We start from the raw sequence: 20,438 nt of genomic DNA, 5'->3' as shown, positions 1-20,438 counted from the left end.
ACCGGACGAGGTGTCGGTGTCGTTCTTCTTCGTGCAACCGGAGATCGCCAGAACGGCGGTGGTGGTGATCGCAACAGTAAGGGCCAGCCGGGAACGCATCTATGCCTCCAGCGACTTGAAACGTTCTATCTGAGGTGTGACCCACGTTACGTTCGGGTTATGCGCCGGTCAATAGTCGTGTTCCGGCGGTGTCCTCGCCGCCCTGACACGTTTCATCCCGGGCCGCTCGGCACGTCTTCCCCCGGGCAACGCGGCGCTCATCCCGGGCAATGCGGTGCGCGGTGCCCGGCTGGCGCTGAGGGCTGTGTTCAGGGCTCCTCACCACCGTGAACGCCAGCCGCGACCCGGTGGCGCCGAGCGGGAGGACAGACGTTTTGGCTGGCGGGTAGGGGTACGCGACAGGGTTGGGGGTGGTTAGGGACGGTTGAGGCGGGTACGTCAACCGCTGAGAGTGGTGCAGGACGGAGGGGACGATGGCGCACACCGACGCGAGAAGTGAGCAGGCGTCTACCGCGGAACTGGTCAACCGGCTCAGCGAACAGGTCACGACGCTGGTGCGGGACGAATTGACGCTCGCCCGCATGGAGATGGTGGAGAAAGGCAAGAAGGCCGGGAAGGGTGCCGGGTTGCTGGGCGCTTCCGGGGTCCTTGCGATGTACGGCCTCGGCGCGCTCCTCGTCACCGGCGGCGCGGCCCTGGCACTGGTGATGCCGGTGTGGGCAGCGGCGCTGATCGTGACGGTCGTGCTCTTCGCGGCCGCCGGTGTGGCCGCGCTGATCGGCAAGAACCAGGTCAAGCAGGCCGTGCCGCCGGCACCGGAGGAAGCGGTGGCCAGCGGTCGTGAGGACGTGAACACGTTCATGTCCGCCGCCCGCTCGGGGAGGAACCCGTGAGCGACGAGGCCGGTCCGGCTTCCGGAGACGACGTGCTGGGCGGGGGCACCCGCACCAGCGGGTCCGCTCCCGCCTACGGCGGCAAGGGCGGCGGCGGGGCCGCGGGCAGAACACCGGGTGGCACCGGCCGGGGGAACACGTCCCCGGGCGGCGGCAACCGCGGCGCGAAACCGTCGGCCGGCACGGGACCGACGGCTCCCAAGCCGGCGCCGCCGAAACCCGGCCCGCCCGCGGCCGCTGCCAAGCCGGCCCCGGGCCAGGCCGAGAAGCCGCACCCGCATCCCCCCAAGCCCGCCCCGCAGGCAGCGAAGCCCACGCCGCCCGCGGCTGTTGCCAAGCCCGCCCCGCCTGCGGCTGTTGCCAAGCTCGCCCCGCCTGCGGCCGTTGCCAAGCCCACGCCGCCCGCGGCCGCTGCCAAGCCTGCCCCGCCAGGAGCAGCCGACCATCCCGTTCCGACGTCCGCAGCGACGTCCTCCCCGGCCGCCGGCCCGGCAGAACCGACGGCACGGCCGGCAACGACGAGCCCGAAGGGTACCGAGCCGGCACCTTCCGTGGCCGCCGCGAAACCCGCCCCGCCGGGCGCGGCAGACAAGCCCATCCCGGTCCCGGCCGCGACCGGCAAGCCGGACGGCAGCGCGACCGGCAAGCCGGACCCCGGCGCGCCCACCGCGGCTTCCGGCGCGGGGCACGGAACAGACAGCACAGCGAAGATCGAGACGGCGAAGGCGAGTTCATCCATGTCCGTACAGTCCAAGCCGGAAATGTCCAAGGCCGGGAAGGATCCGGCGCGACGGGACGGCGAGGCTCCGCGCAACACCGATGAACTGCGTGCGGAGATCGAGGAGACCCGGGCTGAGATGGGGGAGACCGTCGAGGCGCTGGTGGCCAAGGTCGACATCCCCGCGCGGGTCAAGCAGTCCGCCGCCGACAAGACCGCCCACCTCAAGGAGTCGGCCGCCGACCTGAAGGACGCGGCCGTCGAGAAGGCCGCTGACCTCAAGGGCGCCGCCAGTGGTAAGGCCGCGGACCTCAAGGACGCCGTCAGCGGTAAGGCCGCGGACCTCAAGGACGCCGTCAGCGGTAAGGCCGCAGACCTCAAGGACGCCGCCAGCGGCAAGGCCGCCGAACTCAAGGACGCGGCGGGTGGCAAGGCCGCGGACCTCAAGGAGGCGGCCGGCAAGGTCGCGGATCTTAAGGGCGGCAAGAGCGACCAGGGCACGGACCCGGGCACGGAACATGGCGCCGGCCAGGGTTCCGGCCTGAAGGACGCCGCCGCCGGGAAGGCGAGCCAGATCAAGGAGGCCGCCGTCTCCCGCGGCGCCCAGGCCAGGGAAGCGATGACGCACGGCGGCCCGGGCCACATCGCCGAGGCCACCGCGCAGACGAGCACCCGGGTGGCATCCCAGGCGGCGGACGTGGCGGAGCGCGCCGGCACGGCGATCGGCTCCGCGCGGCAGCGGGTGGCCGCGAACCCGAAGCAGTACGCGATGCTCGGCGCCGCCATCGCCACGGCCGCCGCGGGTGTCGCGCTGATCCGCCGTTCACGCTGAGGCGTACGGATCCGGCCGGGCGCCCCGTGCGGGGATCGCCCGGCCGCGCCGTTCACCGCGGAGCCCGCACGGGCACGCCGCTGATCACATCGTCAGGGCAGACTGCTCACGTACGCTACGAATGCCCTGCTCAGCGGCGAGACCAGCCGGGTCGGCCCGGCCGGGGTGACGTCCCGTACCACTCCCGGATGACCTCGGCGGCGGACGGCGCGGCACCGGTCGCGCTCGCATGATCCTTGCAGGAAACGTTACGGACGGCGTGCGAGGATGGTCCGGCGCCGCTTCCCTCCGGCGCAGGACGGCAGGCTCGGAGACGATGAACGCCCCGGCGGATTCCCCGCACCCGGTGGACGACGTTGCAGGGGCGGCCGAGGGGGGTATGTCGAGGGACATGCCTGATGCGCCTACCCTGCTCGCCGGACGTTACCGGCTCGGTGATCTGCTCGGGCGCGGCGGCATGGGCCAGGTCTGGCGGGCGCACGACGAGACGCTCGAGCGCGAGGTCGCGGTCAAGCAGATCGATCTGCCCGAGGAGCTGGCCGAGGGTGAGGCCGCGACGCGCCGGACGCTGCGGGAGGCCCGGGCCGCCGCCCGGTTGAGCCATCCGAACGTCGTCCAGGTGTATGACGTGCTTTCCCATGACGACCAGACGCTGATCGTCATGGAGTTTGTGCCGTCCCGCTCGCTGCGCCAGGTGATCGTCGAGGACGGGCCCCTGGACGCGTACCGGGTGGCCAGAATCGGTCTTGATCTTCTCGCCGCTCTGCAGGCCGCGCACCGCGCCGGGGTTCAGCACCGCGACGTGAAGCCGGCGAACGTGCTGCTCGCCGACGACGGGCGGGTGCTGCTCACCGATTTCGGCATCGCCGTGCTCGACGACGACAGCCTGACCAGCAGGTCCGACGTGTTGATCGGCTCGCCGCTGTACATGGCGCCGGAGCGGGCCCGGTTCGGCACGAGCGGGCCGGCGGCGGACCTGTGGGGGCTGGGCGCGACGCTCTACGCCGCTGTCGAGGGGCATTCGCCGTTCCAGCGCACGTCGACGATGGCGACCCTGGCGGCGCTCGCGACCGAGGAGCCGGACCCGCCGACGCAGGCGGGCGCGCTGACGCCGGTGCTGGACGGGCTGCTGCGCAAGGACCCGGCCGAGCGGATCGGCGCGGAGGAGGCCGAGCGGCTGCTGCGCGAGGCGATCGTCGACCTGGAGACCGCGGTTGCCGTCGTGCCCAAGCCACGACCGCCGGCCGATGACGAGATCCAGACGGACCCTCCTGCCGTACGCGACGAGAGGCCCCTCAACCGCAAGCTGATCCCCCTGGCCGCCGCGGTGGTGGTGCTGCTCGCCGGGCTGGCGGTCTTCCTGACCACGCGGCAGTCGTCGACGCCGACGGCGGTGGAGGGCCCGGCGCCGACGCAGGCGACCGCGGCCGCCCCCGCGACGAGTGCCGTGACCAGCGCGGCGCCGTCCACGCCGAGCGCGGCGCCCTCACCGAGCGCGAGTGTCAGCGCCAGCGCGACGAGCGGCCGTCCGCCGCTGCCGGCCGGGTTCGTCGACTACACCGACAAGACCGGCTTCTCCGTGTACGTTCCGGTCGGCTGGACCACGTCGAAGGAAGGGTCGATGCGTTACTGGCGGGACGGGAAGGGTCACGTCCTGGGCATCGACCAGACCGACGAGCCGCGCTCCAACCCGGTCGCAGACTGGCGGTCGCAGCGGGACGCACGTCTCAACGGCGGCGACTTCCCGAGCTACAAGGAGAAGAAGCTCGCGTCCGTCGACTACTTCGTGAAGGCCGCGGACTGGGAGTTCACCTACAACAAGAACGGCACCCAGCACATCAACAACCGCGGTGTCGTCACGTCGGCCCACCAGGCCTACGGCTTCTGGTTCCAGACCCCCGACTCCGACTGGGCCGAATACCGCAAGAAAGTCCTCGACGTCGTCTTCGCCAGCTTCGTCCCCGTCAAGGACTGATCAGAAGTCCAGCAGCTCCTCGGTGCTGATGGAGATCGGGAACGGAAGATCCGAAATCAGCGTCTCGCCGCGTTTCGCGGTGGCATGTTCCACGTAGGCATCTCCGTCCAGCCGGAACAACTGAAGCGTGACGGATTCGTAGTCGGCGAAGTCAGGTTCGACCAGCAGGTACCAAGGGATTTCAGCTGACGAGTAGAACAGTTTCTTCTGTTGGCGATCGGTGGCCGCGTTGCTGGGCGAGGTGATCTCGCAGACGAGTACGACATCCTCGGCTTCGCCGATGGTTACGACGCGTGGGCCCCGGTCGACGACGATGTCGGGAATGACGATTCGTCCCGTCTTCAGCCGCACGTTCGTGGTGGGGAGTGCCCGAAGGCCGGCGTTCCGGGCAGGATCCCGAAGCCTGAAGAGCAGTTGGGTCGAAATCGCTTGATGGGGAACGTTCGGTGCCGGGCTCACCCAGAGGCTCCCGTCGATCAGCTCGATGCGATGGTGCGTTTCGCCGAGCGCGAGCCAGTCCGCCTCGGTCCAGGGCCCCTCGTGGTCGTTAAGCATCCCCATGCTCATGGGGAAAGTCTCGCACGTGGTCATGCTGAAACCATCTCACGACTACTAGTCGCAGCGCAACATGTCGCTCGTCAGGGTGCGTCAGCGGGGGATGGCGGGGGACAGGGTGTGGGCGGCTCGGGCCAGGTGGGTGGCGACCTCGGCGTGGTCCGTGGTGACCAGGCCGACCGTGACGCGCAGGTGCGGGCGGCCCGGCCCGACCGTGAACGCCGTCCCCGCCGCCGCCCCGATCCCCGCGCTGGCCAGGCTCAGCAGGGCCGCCTGCTCGTCCTCGACCGGCAGCCAGATGTTGATGCCCTCGCCGTCGGGCAGGTCGATGCCGTGCGAGCGCAGGCCGTCGGTGATCAGGCGGCGGCGGCGGGCGTACTCGTCGCGCGCGGACGCCACGGCCGCGACCGACGCCGGGTCGGTGAGCAGCGACAGCAGCAGCCGTTGCAGGAGGCGGCTCGTCCATCCCTGCCCGAGGAGACGCCGTTCGAGGATCGGGTCGAGGACGGTGGCCGGGCCGCTGACCGCGGCGAGGCGCAGATCCGGCCCGTGCGACTTCGAGAAGCTGCGCACGTGGATCGTCTGCCGCGGCAGGTGGGCGCCGAGCGAGCACGACGGCCCGGCCGCGAGGTGGCCCGCGGAGTCGTCCTCCACGACGTACACCCCGGGGAATCGGCCGAGGACGGCGGCGAGGGACGCGGCCCGCGAGGGTGACCACGACGCGCCGGTGGGGTTGAGCGCGCGCGGCTGGAGGAAGACCGCGGCGGGGCGCCGGGCCAGGGCCGCCTCCAGCTGCGACGGGATCATGCCGAACGCGTCGGTGCCGACGCCGGCGACCGGCACGCCGAGCACTTCGAGCAGGTCCAGCAGCGGCGGGAAGCACGGGTTCTCGACGATCGCGAGGTCGCCGAGGCGCAGCAGCGCGGACGCCACCTGGTCGATCGCGTCCATCGCCCCGTCGAAGACGGCCAGGCGCTCGGCGGGGTAGGGCCACTGCTCGCGCAGCAGGGCGGCCAGCTCCGGCAGTACCGGCTCGTCGAGATAGCTGGTCGGCGTGGGGGAGAGGCCGTGCAGCGCGGGGATCGGCGGCAGCAGCAACGGGTCGGGCACGCCGGTGGAGAGGTCAAGGCCGAAGCCGCTGGTCCGGCGCAGGGCCGCCCGGTAGCGCCCGGGGCCGCCGGCGCCGGGGGTGGCGACGACCGTGCCGCGGCGCCCGTCCGTGCGGATGGTGCCGGCCCGCCGCAGCAGCTGCCAGGCCGCGTTGACGGTGCTCGGGGAGAGCCGCAGCTCGGCGGCGACCTTGCGGACCGGCGGGAGTTTGGCGCCGCCCTCGATCGCGCCGTCGCCGACCGCCCTGCTGAGCGCCTCGGCGAGGCCGCGGGCGCTGGGGTCGGTCAGTCGTTCCTGAAGGGCCTCGAACATTTTTGTTACAGTACATTTTCTGCATTGTTCGGTCCAGGGTCGTCACATAATGTCGGCGGCATGACACACATTGCGCACTGGATCGGCGGCGCGGAGCGGGCCGGGACCTCCGGCCGGGTCGGCCCCGTCTTCAACCCCGCCACCGGCGAGCAGACCGCCGAGGTCGGCCTGGCGTCGGCGGCCGAGGTCGGCGAGGCGGTGGCGGTCGCCAAGGAGGCTGCGAGGGCGTGGCGCTCGGCGTCGCTGTCCAAGCGGTCCGCGGTCCTCTTCACGTTCCGGGAGCTGCTGGCCGGGCGCGCCGGCGAGCTCGCCGCGATCATCACGGCCGAGCACGGTAAGGTGCTCGCCGACGCGGCCGGCGAGGTCGCCCGCGGCCTGGAGAACGTGGAGTTCGCCACCGGCATCCCGCACCTGATGAAGGGCTCGTTCTCCGAGCAGGCCGCCACCGGCGTGGACGTGTACTCGATCCGTCAGCCGCTCGGTGTCGTCGCCGGCATCACCCCGTTCAACTTCCCGGCGATGGTGCCGCTCTGGATGTGCGCGACCGCGATCGCGGCGGGCAACGCGTTCGTGCTCAAGCCGAGCGAGAAGGATCCGTCCGCGGCGCTCTGGCTGGCGCGTCTCTGGGCCGAGGCCGGCCTGCCCGACGGGGTGTTCACCGTCCTCAACGGGGACAAGGAGGCGGTCGACGCGCTCCTGACGCACCCGGACGTCGCGGCGGTCAGCTTCGTCGGCTCGACCCCGATCGCGAAGTACATCTACGAGACCGGCACCGCGCACGGCAAGCGGGTGCAGGCGCTCGGCGGCGCGAAGAACCACATGATCGTCCTGCCGGACGCCGAGCTGGACGCGGCCGCCGACGCGGCGATCAGCGCGGGCTACGGCGCGGCGGGGGAGCGGTGCATGGCGATCTCGGTCGTGGTGGCCGTGGGCGACATCGCGGACCCGCTGGTGGAGGCGATCGCGGCCCGCCTGCCGAAGATCAGGATCGGCAACGGCGCTGACCAGGACGTCGACATGGGCCCGCTGATCAGCGCGCAGCACCGGGACAAGGTGGCGGGCTACATCGCGGCGGGAGCTTCGGAAGGCGCCACCGTGGTCGCCGACGGCCGGGAGCTCTCCGGCAAGCGCGGCTTCTTCCTCGGCGCCACCCTGCTCGACAACGTCACCCCGTCGATGACGGTCTACACCGACGAGATCTTCGGCCCGGTCCTCTCCGTCGTCCGGGTCGGCACCTACGCCGAGGCCGTCGAGCTGGTCAACAGCAACGAGTACGGCAACGGCACCGCCATCTTCACCCGGGACGGCGGCGCGGCCCGGCAATTCCAGTTCGACGTCGACGCCGGCATGGTCGGCGTGAACGTGCCGATCCCGGTGCCGGTCGCCTACTACTCGTTCGGCGGCTGGAAGGCGTCGCTCTTCGGCGACTCGCACATGTACGGGCCGGACGGCATCCAGTTCTACACCCGCGGCAAGGTCGTCACGTCCCGCTGGCCCGACCCGGGAACCTCGGCGATCGACCTCGGCTTCCCGCAGACCCGGTAAAGGATGTCTTCCGTGACCTCTGACGAGCAGGTGCGCGCGGACGACCGCGCCCACGTCTTCCACTCCTGGGCCGCTCAGGGCCTGATCGACCCGCTGCCGATCGAGAAGGCGCAGGGTAGTCACTTCTGGGACTACACCGGCAAGAAGTACCTCGACTTCTCGTCGCAGCTGGTCAACATCAACATCGGCCACCAGCACCCTCGCCTGGTCGAAGCCATCCAGGACCAGGCGGCGCGACTCTGCACCATCCAGCCCGCGTTCGCCAACGACAAGCGCGGCGAGGCGGCCCGGATGATCGCCGAGGTGGCCCCCGGCACGCTCAACAGGGTGTTCTTCACCAACGGCGGCGCCGAGGCGAACGAGAACGCGATCCGGATGGCGCGCCTGCACACCGGCCGGCACAAGGTGCTCTCGACCTACCGGAGCTACCACGGCTCGACCGCCACCGCGATCACCGCGACCGGCGACCCGCGGCGCTGGCCGAACGAACCGGTCGCGGTCGGCGTCGTGCACTTCTGGGGGCCGTACCCGTACCGCTCACCCTTCTTCTCGCAAGACGAGGAGCAGGAATCCGAGCGGGCCCTGAAGCACCTGCGCGACACGATCGTCTTCGAGGGCCCGGGCACGATCGCCGCGGTGCTGATCGAGTCCGTGGTCGGCACCAACGGCATCCTCGTCCCGCCGCCGGGATACCTGGCCGGTGTCCGTGCGATCTGCGACGAGTTCGGCATCGTGTTCATCGCCGACGAGGTGATGGCCGGCTTCGGGCGCTGCGGGGAGTGGTTCGCCGTCGACAGGTGGGGCGTCACGCCCGACCTGATCACCTTCGCCAAGGGCGTGAACTCGGGTTACCTGCCGCTGGGCGGGGTGGTCATCTCCGACGAGATCGCCGGGACGTTCCGCGAGCGGCCGTTCCCGGGTGGCCTGACCTATTCCGGTCATCCCCTGGCGTGCGCCTCGGCGGTCGCCTCGATGCAGATCTTCAAGGAGGAGGGGATCATCGAGCACGCCCGCATGCTGGGCGAGGATGTGATCGGTCCCGGTCTCGCCGAGCTGGCCGAGAAGCACCCGAGCGTGGGCGAAGTCCGCGGTCTGGGCGTGTTCTGGGCGATCGAATTGGTTCGGGACAAAGCGACGAGGGAACCGCTCGTCCCGTTCAATGCGGCCGGTGCCGCGGCGGGGCCGATGAACGAGGTCGCCGCGGCCTGCAAGGAGCGGGGCCTCTGGCCGTTCACGCACTTCAACCGGGTGCACGTGGTCCCGCCCTGCACGACCGGCGTGGACGAGGTGCGGGAGGGTCTGGCGATCTTGGACACGGCGCTCGAGGTCGCCGACCGCTATTACGCCTCCTGACACAGGATTGCGTTGTCCCCAGGTCACTTCAGATTTGGATTCCGTTTCAGCCTTGGAAATTACTTCGGATTCCCTTGTCACGCCTGTCTCGGGTGTGACAAGGTTCCTCCACTTCGGGTGAGCACGCCCACACCGATCGGAAGGTTGTCCCCCGTGAGCACCGCGTTTCCCGTGCTTCGCAACTTCGTCAACGGATCCTTCACGGACACCGAACAGGGGCGGACCTCACCGGTGGTCGACCCCAGCACCGGGGAGACGTACGCTCTCGCACCGATCTCCTCGGAGCGCGACGTCGCCGCTGCGATCACCGCGGCGCAGACCGGTTTCGAGGTCTGGGGGGACACCACTCCCGCGGAACGGCAGCGGGCCCTGCTGCGGATCGCCGACGCCGTGGAGGCGCGGGCCGGCGAGCTGATCGAGGCCGAGTGCCGCAACACCGGCAAGCCCGTCGAGGCGACCCGGGCCGAGGAGATGGGCCCGGTCCTCGACGAGCTGCGCTTCTTCGCCGGCGCCGCGCGGATGCTGGAAGGCAAGTCGGCGGGCGAATACCTCAAGGACCACACCTCTTACGTACGTCGTGAGCCCATCGGTGTCGTCGCCCAGATCACGCCGTGGAACTATCCGATGGTCATGGCGATCTGGAAGCTCGCGCCGGCGATCGCGGCCGGCAACGCGGTGGTCCTGAAGCCGTCCGACACCACGCCGGTGAGCACGCTGCTGCTCGCCGAGATCGCTGCCGAGTTCCTGCCGGCCGGGGTCCTCAACGTCGTCTGCGGCGACCGGGACACCGGCCGTTCGCTGGTCGCCCACCCGGTGCCGCAGCTCGTGTCGATCACCGGTTCCACCCGGGCCGGGATGGAGGTCGCCGCCGCGGCCGCCCCCGACCTCAAGAAGGTGCACCTGGAGCTCGGCGGCAAGGCGCCGGTCGTGGTCTTCGACGACGTCGACATCGCCGCGACGGCGGAGAAGATCGCCGGCGCCGGCTTCTTCAACGCCGGTCAGGACTGCACCGCCGCCACCCGGGTGCTGGTGCACGAGCGGATCGCCGCCGACTTCACCGCCGCCCTGGCCACGGCCGCCAAGAACACCCGGGTCGGCGCGCCGTCCGACCCGTCGGCGTTCTTCGGGCCGGTCAACAACGCGAACCAGCTCGAGCGGGTGGCCGGCTTCCTGGACCGGGCGCCCGGGCACGCCGAGGTGGTGGCCGGCGGCAACCGGATCGGCGACCGCGGCTTCTTCTTCGAGCCGACCGTGGTGGCCGGTCTGCGCCAGCGCGACGAGATGATCCAGGACGAGGTGTTCGGCCCGGTCATCACGGTGCAGCCGTTCGCTGACGAGACCGAGGCGGTGCGCTTCGCCAACGACGTACGGTACGGGTTGAGTGCCAGCATCTGGACGCAGAACCACGGCGTCGCGATGCGGGTCTCCCGCCGCCTGAACTTCGGCGCGGTCTGGATCAACACCCACCTGCCGTTCGTCTCCGAGATGCCGCACGGCGGCTACGGACATTCCGGATACGGCAAGGACCTTTCCATGTACGGCTTCGAGGAGTACACCCGGATCAAACACGTGATGAGCTTTCACGGTTGATCCGCTGCCCCACCTGAATTCACCACCCCCGCCTCCGAGGTGAACACACATGAGCACGTCTCCCCCGCATCACGCCGTGACGGCCACGTCCGCCACCGGTGAACGGACCGGCCATCCGGCGATCGAGTTCGTCGGCGTGCGCAAGGACTACCTGTCGCACGGTGAGGCGGTGCCGGCCGTCAAGAGCCTCGACCTGGCGATCGCTCAGGGGGAGTTCTTCTCGCTGCTCGGCCCGTCCGGCTGTGGCAAGACCACCACGATGCGGATGATCGCCGGCTTCGAGGAGCCGACCACCGGCAAGGTGTACCTCGACGGCAGCGACGTCACCAACGTCTCCGCCAACAAGCGCGACGTGAACATGGTGTTCCAGTCGTACGCACTGTTCCCGCACCTCAACGTCCTGCAGAACGTCTCGTTCGGCCTGGAGCGCAAGAGGGTCGGCAAGTCGGAGATCAAGCGGCGCGTCGGCGAGATCCTCGAGATCGTCTCGCTGACCGGCATGGAGAAGCGGCACCCCAAGGAGATGTCCGGCGGTCAGCAGCAGCGTGTCGCGCTGGCCCGGGCGCTGGTCAACCACCCGCGGGCGCTGCTGCTCGACGAGCCGCTCGGCGCGCTCGACCTGAAGCTGCGCCAGCAGATGCAGATCGAGCTCAAGCGCATCCAGCGCGAGGTCGGGATCACCTTCGTCTACGTCACCCACGACCAGGGCGAGGCGCTGACGATGTCCGACCGGATCGCGGTGATGAACGCCGGGCTGATCGAGCAGCTCGGCACGCCGCGGGAGATCTACGAGAAGCCGGCGACCCGGTTCGTGGCCGGCTTCATCGGCACCTCGAACATCGTCGAGGGCCTGATCAGCCGGGTGGAGAACGGGTGCGCCGTGCTCGACCTGGGCCAGGGTGAGCGGATCGTGGCACCCGTTCCGGCATCGGTGCAGGCCGGCCGGACCGTCGAGGTGTCGGTGCGGCCCGAGAAGATCGACCTGCACCGGACCCCGCCGCAGGCCACCGGCAGTGTGCTCAGCGGGACGGTGACCGAGGTCGTCTACCACGGGACATCGACCAACTACACAGTGGTGACCTCCGCTGGATCAGATTTCGTGGTGTTCGATCAGAACGCTCACGATGCCGAGGACGTCGCCTCGCGCGGCGAGCGCGTCTTCCTCACCTGGGCCCCGCAGCACTCGTACCCGATCGGAGTCTGATGTTCCCGACCAACAAGCCGGACCCCTCCCTCCTGCGCGGCCTGACGCAGCGGCGGCTCGGCCGTCGTGACGCGTTGCGTCTCGGTGGTGTGTCGGCTCTTGGTGCGTTCCTCGCCGCGTGCGGCGTGCAGGGCAAGGGCACGCCGCAGGCCAGCGTCGCCCCGGACGCCGTGGACAAGTTCTGGAGCGGCAAGGCCAAGAACGGCAAGGTCGACTTCGCCAACTGGCCGCTCTACATGGACCCGAAGAAGCCGGAGCTCGCGAAGTTCACCGCGAAGACCGGCATCACCGTCAACTACCAGGAAGTCATCCAGGAGATGGGGCCCTGGTTCGCCAAGGTGCAGCCCCAGCTCTCGGCCGGTCAGTCGATCGGCTTCGACCTCATGGTGATCACCAACTCGATCCAGTTCGGGCAGTTCCGCGCGGGCGGGTTCCTGGCCCCGCTGGACCACTCCAAGCTGCCGAACTACGCGGCGAACGCCGCCAAGTCGTACGCGCAGGAGGCTTTCGACCCGGGCAACGTCTTCAGCATCCCGTGGACGTCGGGCATCACCGGCATCGCCTACGACATCAAGAAGACCGGCCGGGAGATCACCTCCCTGGCCGACCTGTGGGACCCGAAGTTCAAGGGCAAGGTCGGCATGTTCTCCGACACCCAGGAGCTGGCGAACTTCGGCCTGCTCGCGGCCGGCCTCAAGCCCGGCGACTCGGACGAGGCGGCCTGGAAGAAGGCCGCGGAGAAGCTCAAGCAGCAGAAGTCCGCGGGCATGGTCCGCAACTACTACGACCAGAGCTACGTCGACGCGCTCGGCAAGGGCGAGGTCTGGCTGACCCAGGCCTGGTCCGGTGACATCTTCCAGAAGAACGTGTCGGACGGCACCGACTTCCGCTTCGTCATCCCCGCCGAAGGCGGCACGATCTGGACCGACAACATGACGATCCCGATCACCGCGGCCAACCCGGTCGACGCGATCATGCTGATGGACTTCTTCTACGAGGTCGAGAACGCGGCGACGCTCGCCGAGTACATCAACTACGTCTGCCCGGTGCCGGCGGCGCAGGACCAGATCAAGAAGGACGCGGCGGCCGCGACCGGCGAGGACAAGGCGACCCTCACCGGCGTCGCGAACAGCCCGCTGGTGTTCCCGGGTGCCGCCGATTACGCGAAGCTGCACTACTACGTGGACTTCAACACCGCGGAGGAGCAGCAGAAATTCCAGAGCATCTTCGAACCGATCACACTGAGCTGAGCTGATGAACCGGGTAAAACGTACACTCGCGCCCTACCTGCTCGTGCTGCCCGGCGGGCTGTGGCTGCTGCTGTTCTTCGTGGTGCCGATGGTCACCATGTTGTCGTTGTCCCTGCAGCAGGGCGACATCATCAACGGCTACCGGTTCACCGGGCACTGGCAGAACTACGTCGATGCCATCACCGATTACCGCGCCCAGATGATCCGCTCGCTGGTGTACGGGCTCGTCACGACGGTGGCTCTGGTCGTGATGAGCTTCCCGATCGCTTACTGGATCGCCTTCTACGGCGGCAAGAAGAAGTCCACGTACCTGTTCCTGCTGCTCCTGCCGTTCTTCGTGTCGTTCGTGCTCCGGACGATCTCGTGGCGGCAGATCCTCACCGACGACGGGATGCTGCTGCATCCGCTCAAGGAGGCCGGGCTCCTGTCTCCCGGCTTCCATGTGCTCGGCACGTCGTACGCGGTGATCTTCGGTCTGATCTACAACTTCCTGCCGTTCATGGTCCTGCCGATCTACGTGGCCCTGGAGCGCATCGACCCGCGCGTGGTCGAGGCGGCCCGGGACCTCTACGCAGCGCCGATGACCGTGTTCCGGAAGGTGATCTTCCCGCTCGCGCTGCCCGGTGTCTTCGCCGGCGTGCTGATGACCTTCGTGCCGGCCAGCTCGGACTACGTCAACTCGGCGGTGCTGGGCAGCTCGGGCACCACCATGATCGGCCAGGTGATCCAGGCACAGGCCCTGGCGAACTCCAACTATCCGATGGCCTCGGCGCTGTCCTTCTTCCTGATGGCGGTGCTGCTGAGCGGGATCCTCGTCTACGCGAAGGCGCTCGGCACCGAGGACGTCATGAATGCGGCGGCGCGATGAGCACCCAGACGGTCTTCAAGAGCGACGCCCCCGCCACCCCGGCCACCGCGCCCCGGCGCCGGTTCCGCTTCGGTGGCGAGCAGGCGATGTTCGCCTACACGTGGCTGATCATCGCCTGGCTGGTGCTGCCGATCATCCTGATGATCATCTTCGGGTTCAACAACCCGCACGGCCGCTACAACCAGACCTGGCAGGGCTTCACGCTCAAGTGGTACCGCGAGGTCTTCTCGATCGGCGACCTCACCTCGGCGCTGGTCCTGTCCCTGGTGATCGCGGTGGTCAGCGCGCTGCTCGCCGGGGCGCTGGGCACCGGCATCGGGTACGCGCTGGGGCGTTACCAGTTCCGCGGCGCCGGTGGCCTGAACTTCATCATGTTCACCACGATCTCCTCACCCGAGCTGATCATGGGCATCTCGCTGCTGACGCTCTTCGTGTCGTCCGGCGTGGGGCTCGGCGCGGTGACCATCACCATCGCGCACGTGATGTTCTCGATCTCGTTCGTCTCGACGGTCGTCCGGGCCCGGGTGATCACGCTGGACCGGTCGATCGAGGAAGCGGCCGCCGACCTCGGGGCGAGCCCGTGGACCACCTTCTGGAAGGTCACGTTCCCGATCATCCTGCCCGCCGTCTTCTCCGGTGTGCTGCTGGCCTTCGCGCTGTCGATCGACGACTTCGTCGTCACGAACTTCACGGCGGGTACGGCCACCACGTTCCCGCTGTGGATCTGGGGCGCCACCCGCGTCGGGCTCCCGCCGCAGGTCAACGTGATGGGAACGCTGATCTTCGCGGCCGGCATCCTGATCGCCGTGATCACCAACCTCCGCTCGCGGGCCAAGACCAAGCAGGCCTGACCCTTTTCTCGCGAAGCGCCCCACCCTGCCGCCGGGGTGGGGCGCTTCGGCTTTAGGATTTCCCCGAAACTGCGCGGAAATAGTTGTACGAGGGGTTGTGTGCGACGGATTCCGTGGGCAGGATCAGGAGTAACAACAGGAACTAGTGGCCAGTGGAGACCCCTCGTGACCGACCGACAGCCCGATGATGTGGACGCTCTCTCCGCGACCGCCCGTGACCACCTGTGGATGCACTTCACCCGCCTCTCCGCGTACCAGGACGCTCCGGTGCCCGTGATCGCCCGCGGTGACGGCTGCTACGTGTGGGACTCCGCCGGCCGCCGCTACCTGGACGGGCTCTCCGCCCTGTTCGTGGTGCAGACCGGGCACGGCCGCCAGGAACTCGCCGACGCCGCCGCCAAGCAGGCCGCCGAGCTGGCGTACTTCCCGATCTGGTCCTACGCCCACCCGAAGGCGATCGAGCTGGCCGGCCGGCTCGCCCACATGGCCCCCGGCGACCTGAACCGGATCTTCTTCACCACCGGCGGCTCCGAAGCCGTCGAGTCGGCGTGGAAACTGGCCCGCTCCTACTTCAAGCGCGTCGGCAAGCCCCTCAAGACCAAGGTCATCTCCCGGGCCGTCGCCTACCACGGCAGCTCGATGGGCGCCCTGTCGATCACCGGCATCCCGCCGTTCAAGCAGGAGTTCGAGCCGCTGATCCCGAGCACCATGCGGGTGCCGAACACGAACTACTACCGCCGCCCCGACGAGAACATGACGCCGGAGCAGTTCGGCATCTGGGCCGCCGACCGCATCGCCGAGATGATCGAGTTCGAGGGCCCGGACACGGTCGCCGCGGTCTACCTCGAGCCGGTGCAGAACGCCGGTGGCTGCTTCCCGCCGCCGCCCGGATACTTCCAGCGGGTCCGCGAGATCTGCGACCGTTACGACGTGCTGCTCGTCTCCGACGAGGTGATCTGCGCGTTCGGCCGCCTCGGCGAGTTCTTCGGCGCCGACAAGTACGGTTACCAGCCCGACATCATCACCGTCGCCAAGGGCCTCACCTCCGGTTACGTGCCGCTCGGTGCGATGATCGCCTCCGAGCGCCTGGCCGAGCCGTTCCTGACCGGGCCGAACTGGTTCGCCCACGGCATCACCTACGGCGGCCACCCGGTCGGCGCGGCGGTCGCCCTGGCCAACATCGACATCATGGAACGGGAAAACCTCAACCAGCACGTACGGGACAACAGCCCGCTGTTCCGCTCGTACCTGGAAAAGCTCCTCGACCTCCCGATCGTCGGCGACGTCCGCGGCGACGGTTACTTCTTCGGCATCGAACTGGTCAAGGACAAGACCACGAAGGAGACCTTCGACGCCGACGAGTCCGAGCGCCTCCTCCGCGGCTACCTGTCCAGCGCCCTCTTCGAAGCCGGCCTCTACTGCCGCGCCGACGACCGCGGCGACCCGGTCATCCAGCTGGCGCCCCCGCTGACCGCCACGGAAACCCAGTTCGCGGAGATCGAGCAGATCCTCCGCGGCGTCCTCACCGAGGCCTGGAACCGCCTCTGACACCCCGCCGAACGGCCCGCCACCCCTACAAGGGCAGGCGGGCCGTTCCGCATCCCCGCCCGCTGTTCGGCGTCTCCACTCGCCGTTCCGCATCCCCCGCTCGCCGTTCCGCGTCTCCGCTCGCCGTTCCGCATCCCCCGCTCGCCGTTCCGCGTCTCCGCTCGCCGTTCCGCGTCTCCGCCCGCTGTTCCGGGTCCCCGCCCGCTGTTCCGGGTCCCCGCCTGCGTCCCCGCCCGCCGTTCCGCATCCCCTGCGAGCTGTTCCGCATCCCGCCAGCTGTGCCGCATCTCCTGCCCGCTGTCGGCATCGGTCTTCTGTGAAGGCAGGCCGCGGCCTGCCTTCACCTACCCGGAGCTATTACAGCGGGCCGGTGGCGTCCACATCTGCCGAGAAGAGGCCGTTGCAAGGCGGCCCCATTCGTACCGATGAAGGACTCGACCAGGCGTTGAAAAGGCGTAAAGAAACGTCGGCGGACCACGCGCGCCAGAAACCTTCCAACTGCAGCAAAAACCATCAAGAATGACTGCTCTAACCTGAACCATAGCCCGGTGACCACGGCGCACCCGGCGGCACCCCACCTTATCGAGTGTCACCTTGACCACCATCACACACCAGCCCGCTAAAACAATGAACAACCCAGCTCGCACACTGCCGGGCGCGAGCTGCTGGCTGGCGAGTGCGGGCGACCCAGCAGGCGCAAGCTGCCGGCTTGCGGGTCCGGGCGAGCGGGGCGCGAGCTGAGGGCTTGCGGGTCCGGGCGAGCCAGGCGCGAGCTGAGGGCTGGCGAGTCCGGGTGACCCAGGCTCAAGCCGCTGGCGGGCGGGTCCGGGAGGGCTGGTCGCAAGCTGCGACCTAACGGGCCCGGCCTGCCCGGACACGTGCTGTGCCGCGTGCTGCGCCGATGGTGGCGTTTCACCGGGAACTCGTCCCGCCGATGGTGCAGCAACCGGAACAGGCGGGCTCGGGGCAGGACCCGTCGGTCGCGACGGGGCGGGAATCGCTGACGCCGCCGCACGCTGCTGATCTTCACCTGCGGTGACAGCGGCCCATGCCGCCGAAGCACCCCATCCCGCCCGGACCAGCTTCCGTGCATGGCGCTGACGTAAACCCCAAGCACGATGCCGTTCATGGTCGCGGCGGAATTCCTCCGCCTCCGCCGAGTAGTTGCGCGCCAGCGTGCGATCCCGCATTCCCGCGAGCTCGGTCCGGCTGAACAACGATATCTGCGCCACCATCATATTGTCCCAGCCCGGGAAATGCTTGTGTAAGCGTCGAAGCATGCCAAAAACTATTGCCTTCGAGCGGCACCGAAACGTAAATGAGCACCGAATTCCGAGGATAAGGAGCTGCCCTCATCCACAACCCGAATGGATGGCCGCGCGCGGTCTGACAACAAGGGCGCCCCCTTGCCGAACGTGGTGGCAGAATGTCCCGACGATGACGATCGATCCACTTGACCCGCGGCTGCGATCCTGGACTCTGACGTGGGCGGAGGTTGATCCGGCCGCTCATCCGTTCGACCCGGGCACGGTCCCCGCCGCCGTTCATGCGGTGGCTCCGGCCGAGATGCCCCCGCCCTACGGTTCGATGGCGCGCGTGGACACCACCTGGCCGGACCCGTACTACACCTGGGCTGCCGAGCTGAAGATCGGGCTCGTCGAGCACTTCGGCCGATGGGCCGCCGGCTGGGAGGACCTGAGTACCGGGCACACTCACGATGGTCGGCTGACTCCGCCGTGGTGCTGCGCCCAGGACTCGATCACGACGCCGGAGCGGACGCTGGACGCGGTCGCGCGAACCCTGCTCGACTGGCGCTCGTACCTCGAGGAACTCGCCGAGCGTTTCGCGCGGCACCTGCCGCTGCCGACGGATCCGCGCGCGGCGTTCGCGGCTTGGGAGACTGCGGTCGGCGATCTGGTCGCGACGGCCATGGCGCGTACGGGCTCGGGGGAGAACTGGTACGGCGCCAGCAGCCGGGTCCTCCGTTGGTTCCTTTCCGCCGCCGGGGTGCCGGAGCATCGGGCCGGGGTCATGGTCGAGGAGGCGATCGGCGGCCGATTCCGCAGTTGGGCCGTGCCGACGGGGGCGGAGGTCGCGGAGGTCGGGGAGGCTCTGGCGGTGGCGGCCACCGGCGTCGAAGCCGGTCGCTACGCCTGGCCCGACACGTGGCCGCAGAACTGGCCGAGCCGGCGCAGCAGCGAGCTGTCCGCCGTTCCGCGGCCGGCGCGGCTCGACTCTCCTCCGGTGTTCGATGCGCTCAGCAGGTGGCGTCGTGTCCGGCAGGCGGCCCGGTGGTCCGACGTCGCTGAGCACGTGCCCGGGCCGGCGCGTACCCAGCGTGACGGCATCGCCGAGTTCTTCGCCGCGCGACAGGAGGGCGCCGACCGGCTGCTCGCCGCGCTGCGCCTGGCCCGCGCCGACGCCGACGGAGGCGGCCCGCTCACGTTCGCCCGGCTCGAGGCGTGGCAACGGGCCGTCCTCGGGGCCGGCGAGGTGCCGTTCCGCACCACGTCCGCCTGGGCGAAGGGCGGGCGGGAGTGGTACGGATACCGGCCTGACCTGCCCGAGGCATTCGAGGCGTGTCTCGCCGAGGCCACCGACCCGCAGGTTCCGCTGCCGTCGAGGGCCGCCCGGGTGTACCTGGACGTAGCGTTCTTCCACCCGTTCCCCGACGGCAATGCCCGCGCGGCAGCGCTCGCGCTCTACTTCGTCCTCGCCCGCGACGGCGTGATGCTGGATCAGGCGGCGTCGTTGCTCATGACCGTCCGGCCGGCGGGTGAGACGCGCGCTGCCGAGGCGATGGCCAGGCACGTCGCGGTGCTCATCGAGCAGACCCGCCGGCGTGCGGAGTTGACCGGGTAGCCCTGCAGGCGTCTCTACCGCGACTTCTTCCCGCGCGACCGCGGCGCCGTCGGACCTGGGGCATGGCCGCGTCGGCGGCGAGCACGTCGGGAAGGTATCACCGACCATCTCAGCGCTGTACTCCAACGGTTGGCTCCTCAGGTGATGGTGAAGCTTGCCGTCCCGGGGTCGACGGCTGATGCCGCTGTAGAGGTGACCTCGCGGCTGCTTGGGCAGGTTGCGATGGTCCGGCCGGCCTCTGACGACGCGGTGGTGCGGGCATCGGCCAGGTCGGTCCCGGATTCCCATGACGTCATGCGGGCTGATCGATCACGGTCCTGCCGGCGAGCCACTGCAGTGCGGGTCGTTGCTGTCGTGGAGCCTCAGATGACGTACCAAATGAAGGGTCAATTGGCTTTTGAAGGTATCTCGGGGGTGGGGGGAGCACCGGTCCAGAGGTTGGTGGCGGTGCCCTCGGCCAGGTGCGCGCTGTAGACAGCCACCTTGTAGTCGATGACCTCGCGGAACTTCTGGAAACGGCGGATCTGCTCGTCGACGCGCTCGCGGTGGTCCCGCAACAGGTCCAAGCGTTCCGCCTCGTTGCCGGCGCCGGCCCGGACCAGGTCGGCGAAGCGCTTGATCTCGCTCAAGGGCATGCCGGTCGCGCGCAGATTGGTGCAAATCTCCAGCCAGCCCTCGTCCTCCTCCCGATAGACCCGGCGGCCCGCGGAATCCCGCTCGACCGGGCGGGTCAGCAGGCCGGCCCGCTCGTAGAAGCGCAGAGTGTCCACGCTCAGGCCTGTCCTGCGGGCGATCTCCCCGATGCTCAGCCCCGTGTCGTTCATCGGCCGAGCTTAATCCCTGCCGAGGGGCGGTCCGCGGTTGTCCACACTGGAGGTTTGTCCACAGGCCGTGGGCATGATCTTGCGGTTTTGCCGGATAATGGCTGGTGGCGGCCTGCCCCCGAGGAGGGTGGGGTCTGACCTTTGTGGG

Annotated in this window: 15 protein-coding genes; 12 read left to right on the top strand and 3 right to left on the bottom strand. The window is 69.4% G+C overall.

Annotation, left to right across the window (positions count from 1 at the left end):
• Nucleotides 1–473 precede the first annotated feature (473 nt).
• The 3 genes from Acy02nite_RS15265 to Acy02nite_RS15255 all read left to right on the top strand — a co-directional run bounded on the left by Acy02nite_RS15265 (nucleotide 474) and on the right by Acy02nite_RS15255 (nucleotide 4,418).
• Nucleotides 474–893 (top strand): phage holin family protein, encoded by a 420-nt coding sequence (locus tag Acy02nite_RS15265; protein WP_203741104.1) that lies wholly within the window; start codon nucleotides 474–476, stop codon nucleotides 891–893.
• 551 nt (nucleotides 894–1,444) lie between these two features.
• On the top strand, nucleotides 1,445–2,443 hold the full coding sequence (locus Acy02nite_RS15260; protein ID WP_203741102.1) for a DUF3618 domain-containing protein: 999 nt from the start codon (nucleotides 1,445–1,447) through the stop codon (nucleotides 2,441–2,443).
• A gap of 391 nt (nucleotides 2,444–2,834) precedes the next feature.
• Nucleotides 2,835–4,418: a serine/threonine-protein kinase gene (locus tag Acy02nite_RS15255; RefSeq protein ID WP_203741100.1), complete on the top strand. Its 1,584-nt coding sequence runs from the start codon at nucleotides 2,835–2,837 to the stop codon at nucleotides 4,416–4,418.
• Here Acy02nite_RS15255 and Acy02nite_RS15250 read toward each other — a convergent pair whose 3' ends face one another.
• Together Acy02nite_RS15250 and Acy02nite_RS15245 are read right to left on the bottom strand one after the other, a co-directional pair.
• Nucleotides 4,419–4,985 (bottom strand): Uma2 family endonuclease, encoded by a 567-nt coding sequence (locus Acy02nite_RS15250; RefSeq protein WP_239174836.1) that lies wholly within the window; start codon nucleotides 4,983–4,985, stop codon nucleotides 4,419–4,421.
• Nucleotides 4,986–5,066: 81 nt separating this feature from the next.
• Entirely contained in the window at nucleotides 5,067–6,395 is a 1,329-nt protein-coding gene (locus Acy02nite_RS15245) for a GntR family transcriptional regulator (protein ID WP_203741096.1), read from the bottom strand.
• 60 nt (nucleotides 6,396–6,455) lie between these two features.
• On the opposite strand from Acy02nite_RS15245, the gene Acy02nite_RS15240 reads away from it, so the two are divergent.
• The 9 genes from Acy02nite_RS15240 to Acy02nite_RS15200 all read left to right on the top strand — a co-directional run bounded on the left by Acy02nite_RS15240 (nucleotide 6,456) and on the right by Acy02nite_RS15200 (nucleotide 19,466).
• Nucleotides 6,456–7,940 (top strand): CoA-acylating methylmalonate-semialdehyde dehydrogenase, encoded by a 1,485-nt coding sequence (locus Acy02nite_RS15240; protein ID WP_203741094.1) that lies wholly within the window; start codon nucleotides 6,456–6,458, stop codon nucleotides 7,938–7,940.
• 12 nt (nucleotides 7,941–7,952) lie between these two features.
• Nucleotides 7,953–9,293, top strand: coding sequence for an aspartate aminotransferase family protein (locus tag Acy02nite_RS15235; protein WP_425548253.1), 1,341 nt, complete (start codon nucleotides 7,953–7,955; stop codon nucleotides 9,291–9,293).
• A 153-nt stretch (nucleotides 9,294–9,446) separates the two neighbouring features.
• A complete protein-coding gene (locus Acy02nite_RS15230) occupies nucleotides 9,447–10,883 on the top strand; it encodes an aminobutyraldehyde dehydrogenase (RefSeq protein WP_203741092.1) in 1,437 nt (478 codons plus the stop codon).
• A 49-nt stretch (nucleotides 10,884–10,932) separates the two neighbouring features.
• Nucleotides 10,933–12,087 (top strand): ABC transporter ATP-binding protein, encoded by a 1,155-nt coding sequence (locus tag Acy02nite_RS15225; protein ID WP_203741091.1) that lies wholly within the window; start codon nucleotides 10,933–10,935, stop codon nucleotides 12,085–12,087.
• Nucleotides 12,087–13,337 (top strand): polyamine ABC transporter substrate-binding protein, encoded by a 1,251-nt coding sequence (locus tag Acy02nite_RS15220; RefSeq protein ID WP_203741090.1) that lies wholly within the window; start codon nucleotides 12,087–12,089, stop codon nucleotides 13,335–13,337. The genes Acy02nite_RS15225 and Acy02nite_RS15220 overlap by 1 nt, the downstream gene beginning before the upstream one ends.
• Before the next feature lie 4 nt (nucleotides 13,338–13,341).
• Complete coding sequence (locus tag Acy02nite_RS15215; RefSeq protein ID WP_203741089.1) at nucleotides 13,342–14,205, top strand: ABC transporter permease; 864 nt, start codon at nucleotides 13,342–13,344, stop codon at nucleotides 14,203–14,205.
• Nucleotides 14,202–15,056 carry an ABC transporter permease gene (locus Acy02nite_RS15210; RefSeq protein WP_203741087.1) on the top strand — a complete coding sequence of 285 codons (855 nt, stop codon included), beginning with the start codon at nucleotides 14,202–14,204 and terminating at the stop codon, nucleotides 15,054–15,056. The genes Acy02nite_RS15215 and Acy02nite_RS15210 overlap by 4 nt, the downstream gene beginning before the upstream one ends.
• Before the next feature lie 165 nt (nucleotides 15,057–15,221).
• Nucleotides 15,222–16,604, top strand: coding sequence for an aspartate aminotransferase family protein (locus Acy02nite_RS15205; RefSeq protein ID WP_264653263.1), 1,383 nt, complete (start codon nucleotides 15,222–15,224; stop codon nucleotides 16,602–16,604).
• 1,596 nt (nucleotides 16,605–18,200) lie between these two features.
• Complete coding sequence (locus tag Acy02nite_RS15200) at nucleotides 18,201–19,466, top strand: Fic family protein (protein WP_203741085.1); 1,266 nt, start codon at nucleotides 18,201–18,203, stop codon at nucleotides 19,464–19,466.
• A gap of 386 nt (nucleotides 19,467–19,852) precedes the next feature.
• Here the strand turns inward: Acy02nite_RS15200 and Acy02nite_RS15195 are convergent, their stop codons facing one another.
• Nucleotides 19,853–20,290 (bottom strand): MerR family transcriptional regulator, encoded by a 438-nt coding sequence (locus Acy02nite_RS15195; RefSeq protein ID WP_203741083.1) that lies wholly within the window; start codon nucleotides 20,288–20,290, stop codon nucleotides 19,853–19,855.
• Nucleotides 20,291–20,438: the final 148 nt, after the last annotated feature.

It is taken from the genome of Actinoplanes cyaneus, assembly GCF_016862095.1.
In the GTDB taxonomy this organism is placed as follows: domain Bacteria; phylum Actinomycetota; class Actinomycetes; order Mycobacteriales; family Micromonosporaceae; genus Actinoplanes; species Actinoplanes cyaneus.
This window is presented reverse-complemented; position numbering and strand designations above follow the sequence as displayed.

What these genes read in the sequence shown, in the direction of transcription:
- Acy02nite_RS15240 (WP_203741094.1), top strand. Translation starts at nt 6,456, where the DNA reads ATGACACACATTGCGCACTGGATCGGCGGCGCGGAGCGGGCCGGGACC.
- Acy02nite_RS15250 (WP_239174836.1), bottom strand. Translation starts at nt 4,985, where the DNA reads ATGAGCATGGGGATGCTTAACGACCACGAGGGGCCCTGGACCGAGGCG.
- Acy02nite_RS15225 (WP_203741091.1), top strand. Translation starts at nt 10,933, where the DNA reads ATGAGCACGTCTCCCCCGCATCACGCCGTGACGGCCACGTCCGCCACC.
- Acy02nite_RS15215 (WP_203741089.1), top strand. Translation starts at nt 13,342, where the DNA reads ATGAACCGGGTAAAACGTACACTCGCGCCCTACCTGCTCGTGCTGCCC.
- Acy02nite_RS15265 (WP_203741104.1), top strand. Translation starts at nt 474, where the DNA reads ATGGCGCACACCGACGCGAGAAGTGAGCAGGCGTCTACCGCGGAACTG.
- Acy02nite_RS15210 (WP_203741087.1), top strand. Translation starts at nt 14,202, where the DNA reads ATGAGCACCCAGACGGTCTTCAAGAGCGACGCCCCCGCCACCCCGGCC.
- Acy02nite_RS15245 (WP_203741096.1), bottom strand. Translation starts at nt 6,395, where the DNA reads ATGTTCGAGGCCCTTCAGGAACGACTGACCGACCCCAGCGCCCGCGGC.
- Acy02nite_RS15220 (WP_203741090.1), top strand. Translation starts at nt 12,087, where the DNA reads ATGTTCCCGACCAACAAGCCGGACCCCTCCCTCCTGCGCGGCCTGACG.
- Acy02nite_RS15255 (WP_203741100.1), top strand. Translation starts at nt 2,835, where the DNA reads ATGCCTGATGCGCCTACCCTGCTCGCCGGACGTTACCGGCTCGGTGAT.
- Acy02nite_RS15195 (WP_203741083.1), bottom strand. Translation starts at nt 20,290, where the DNA reads ATGAACGACACGGGGCTGAGCATCGGGGAGATCGCCCGCAGGACAGGC.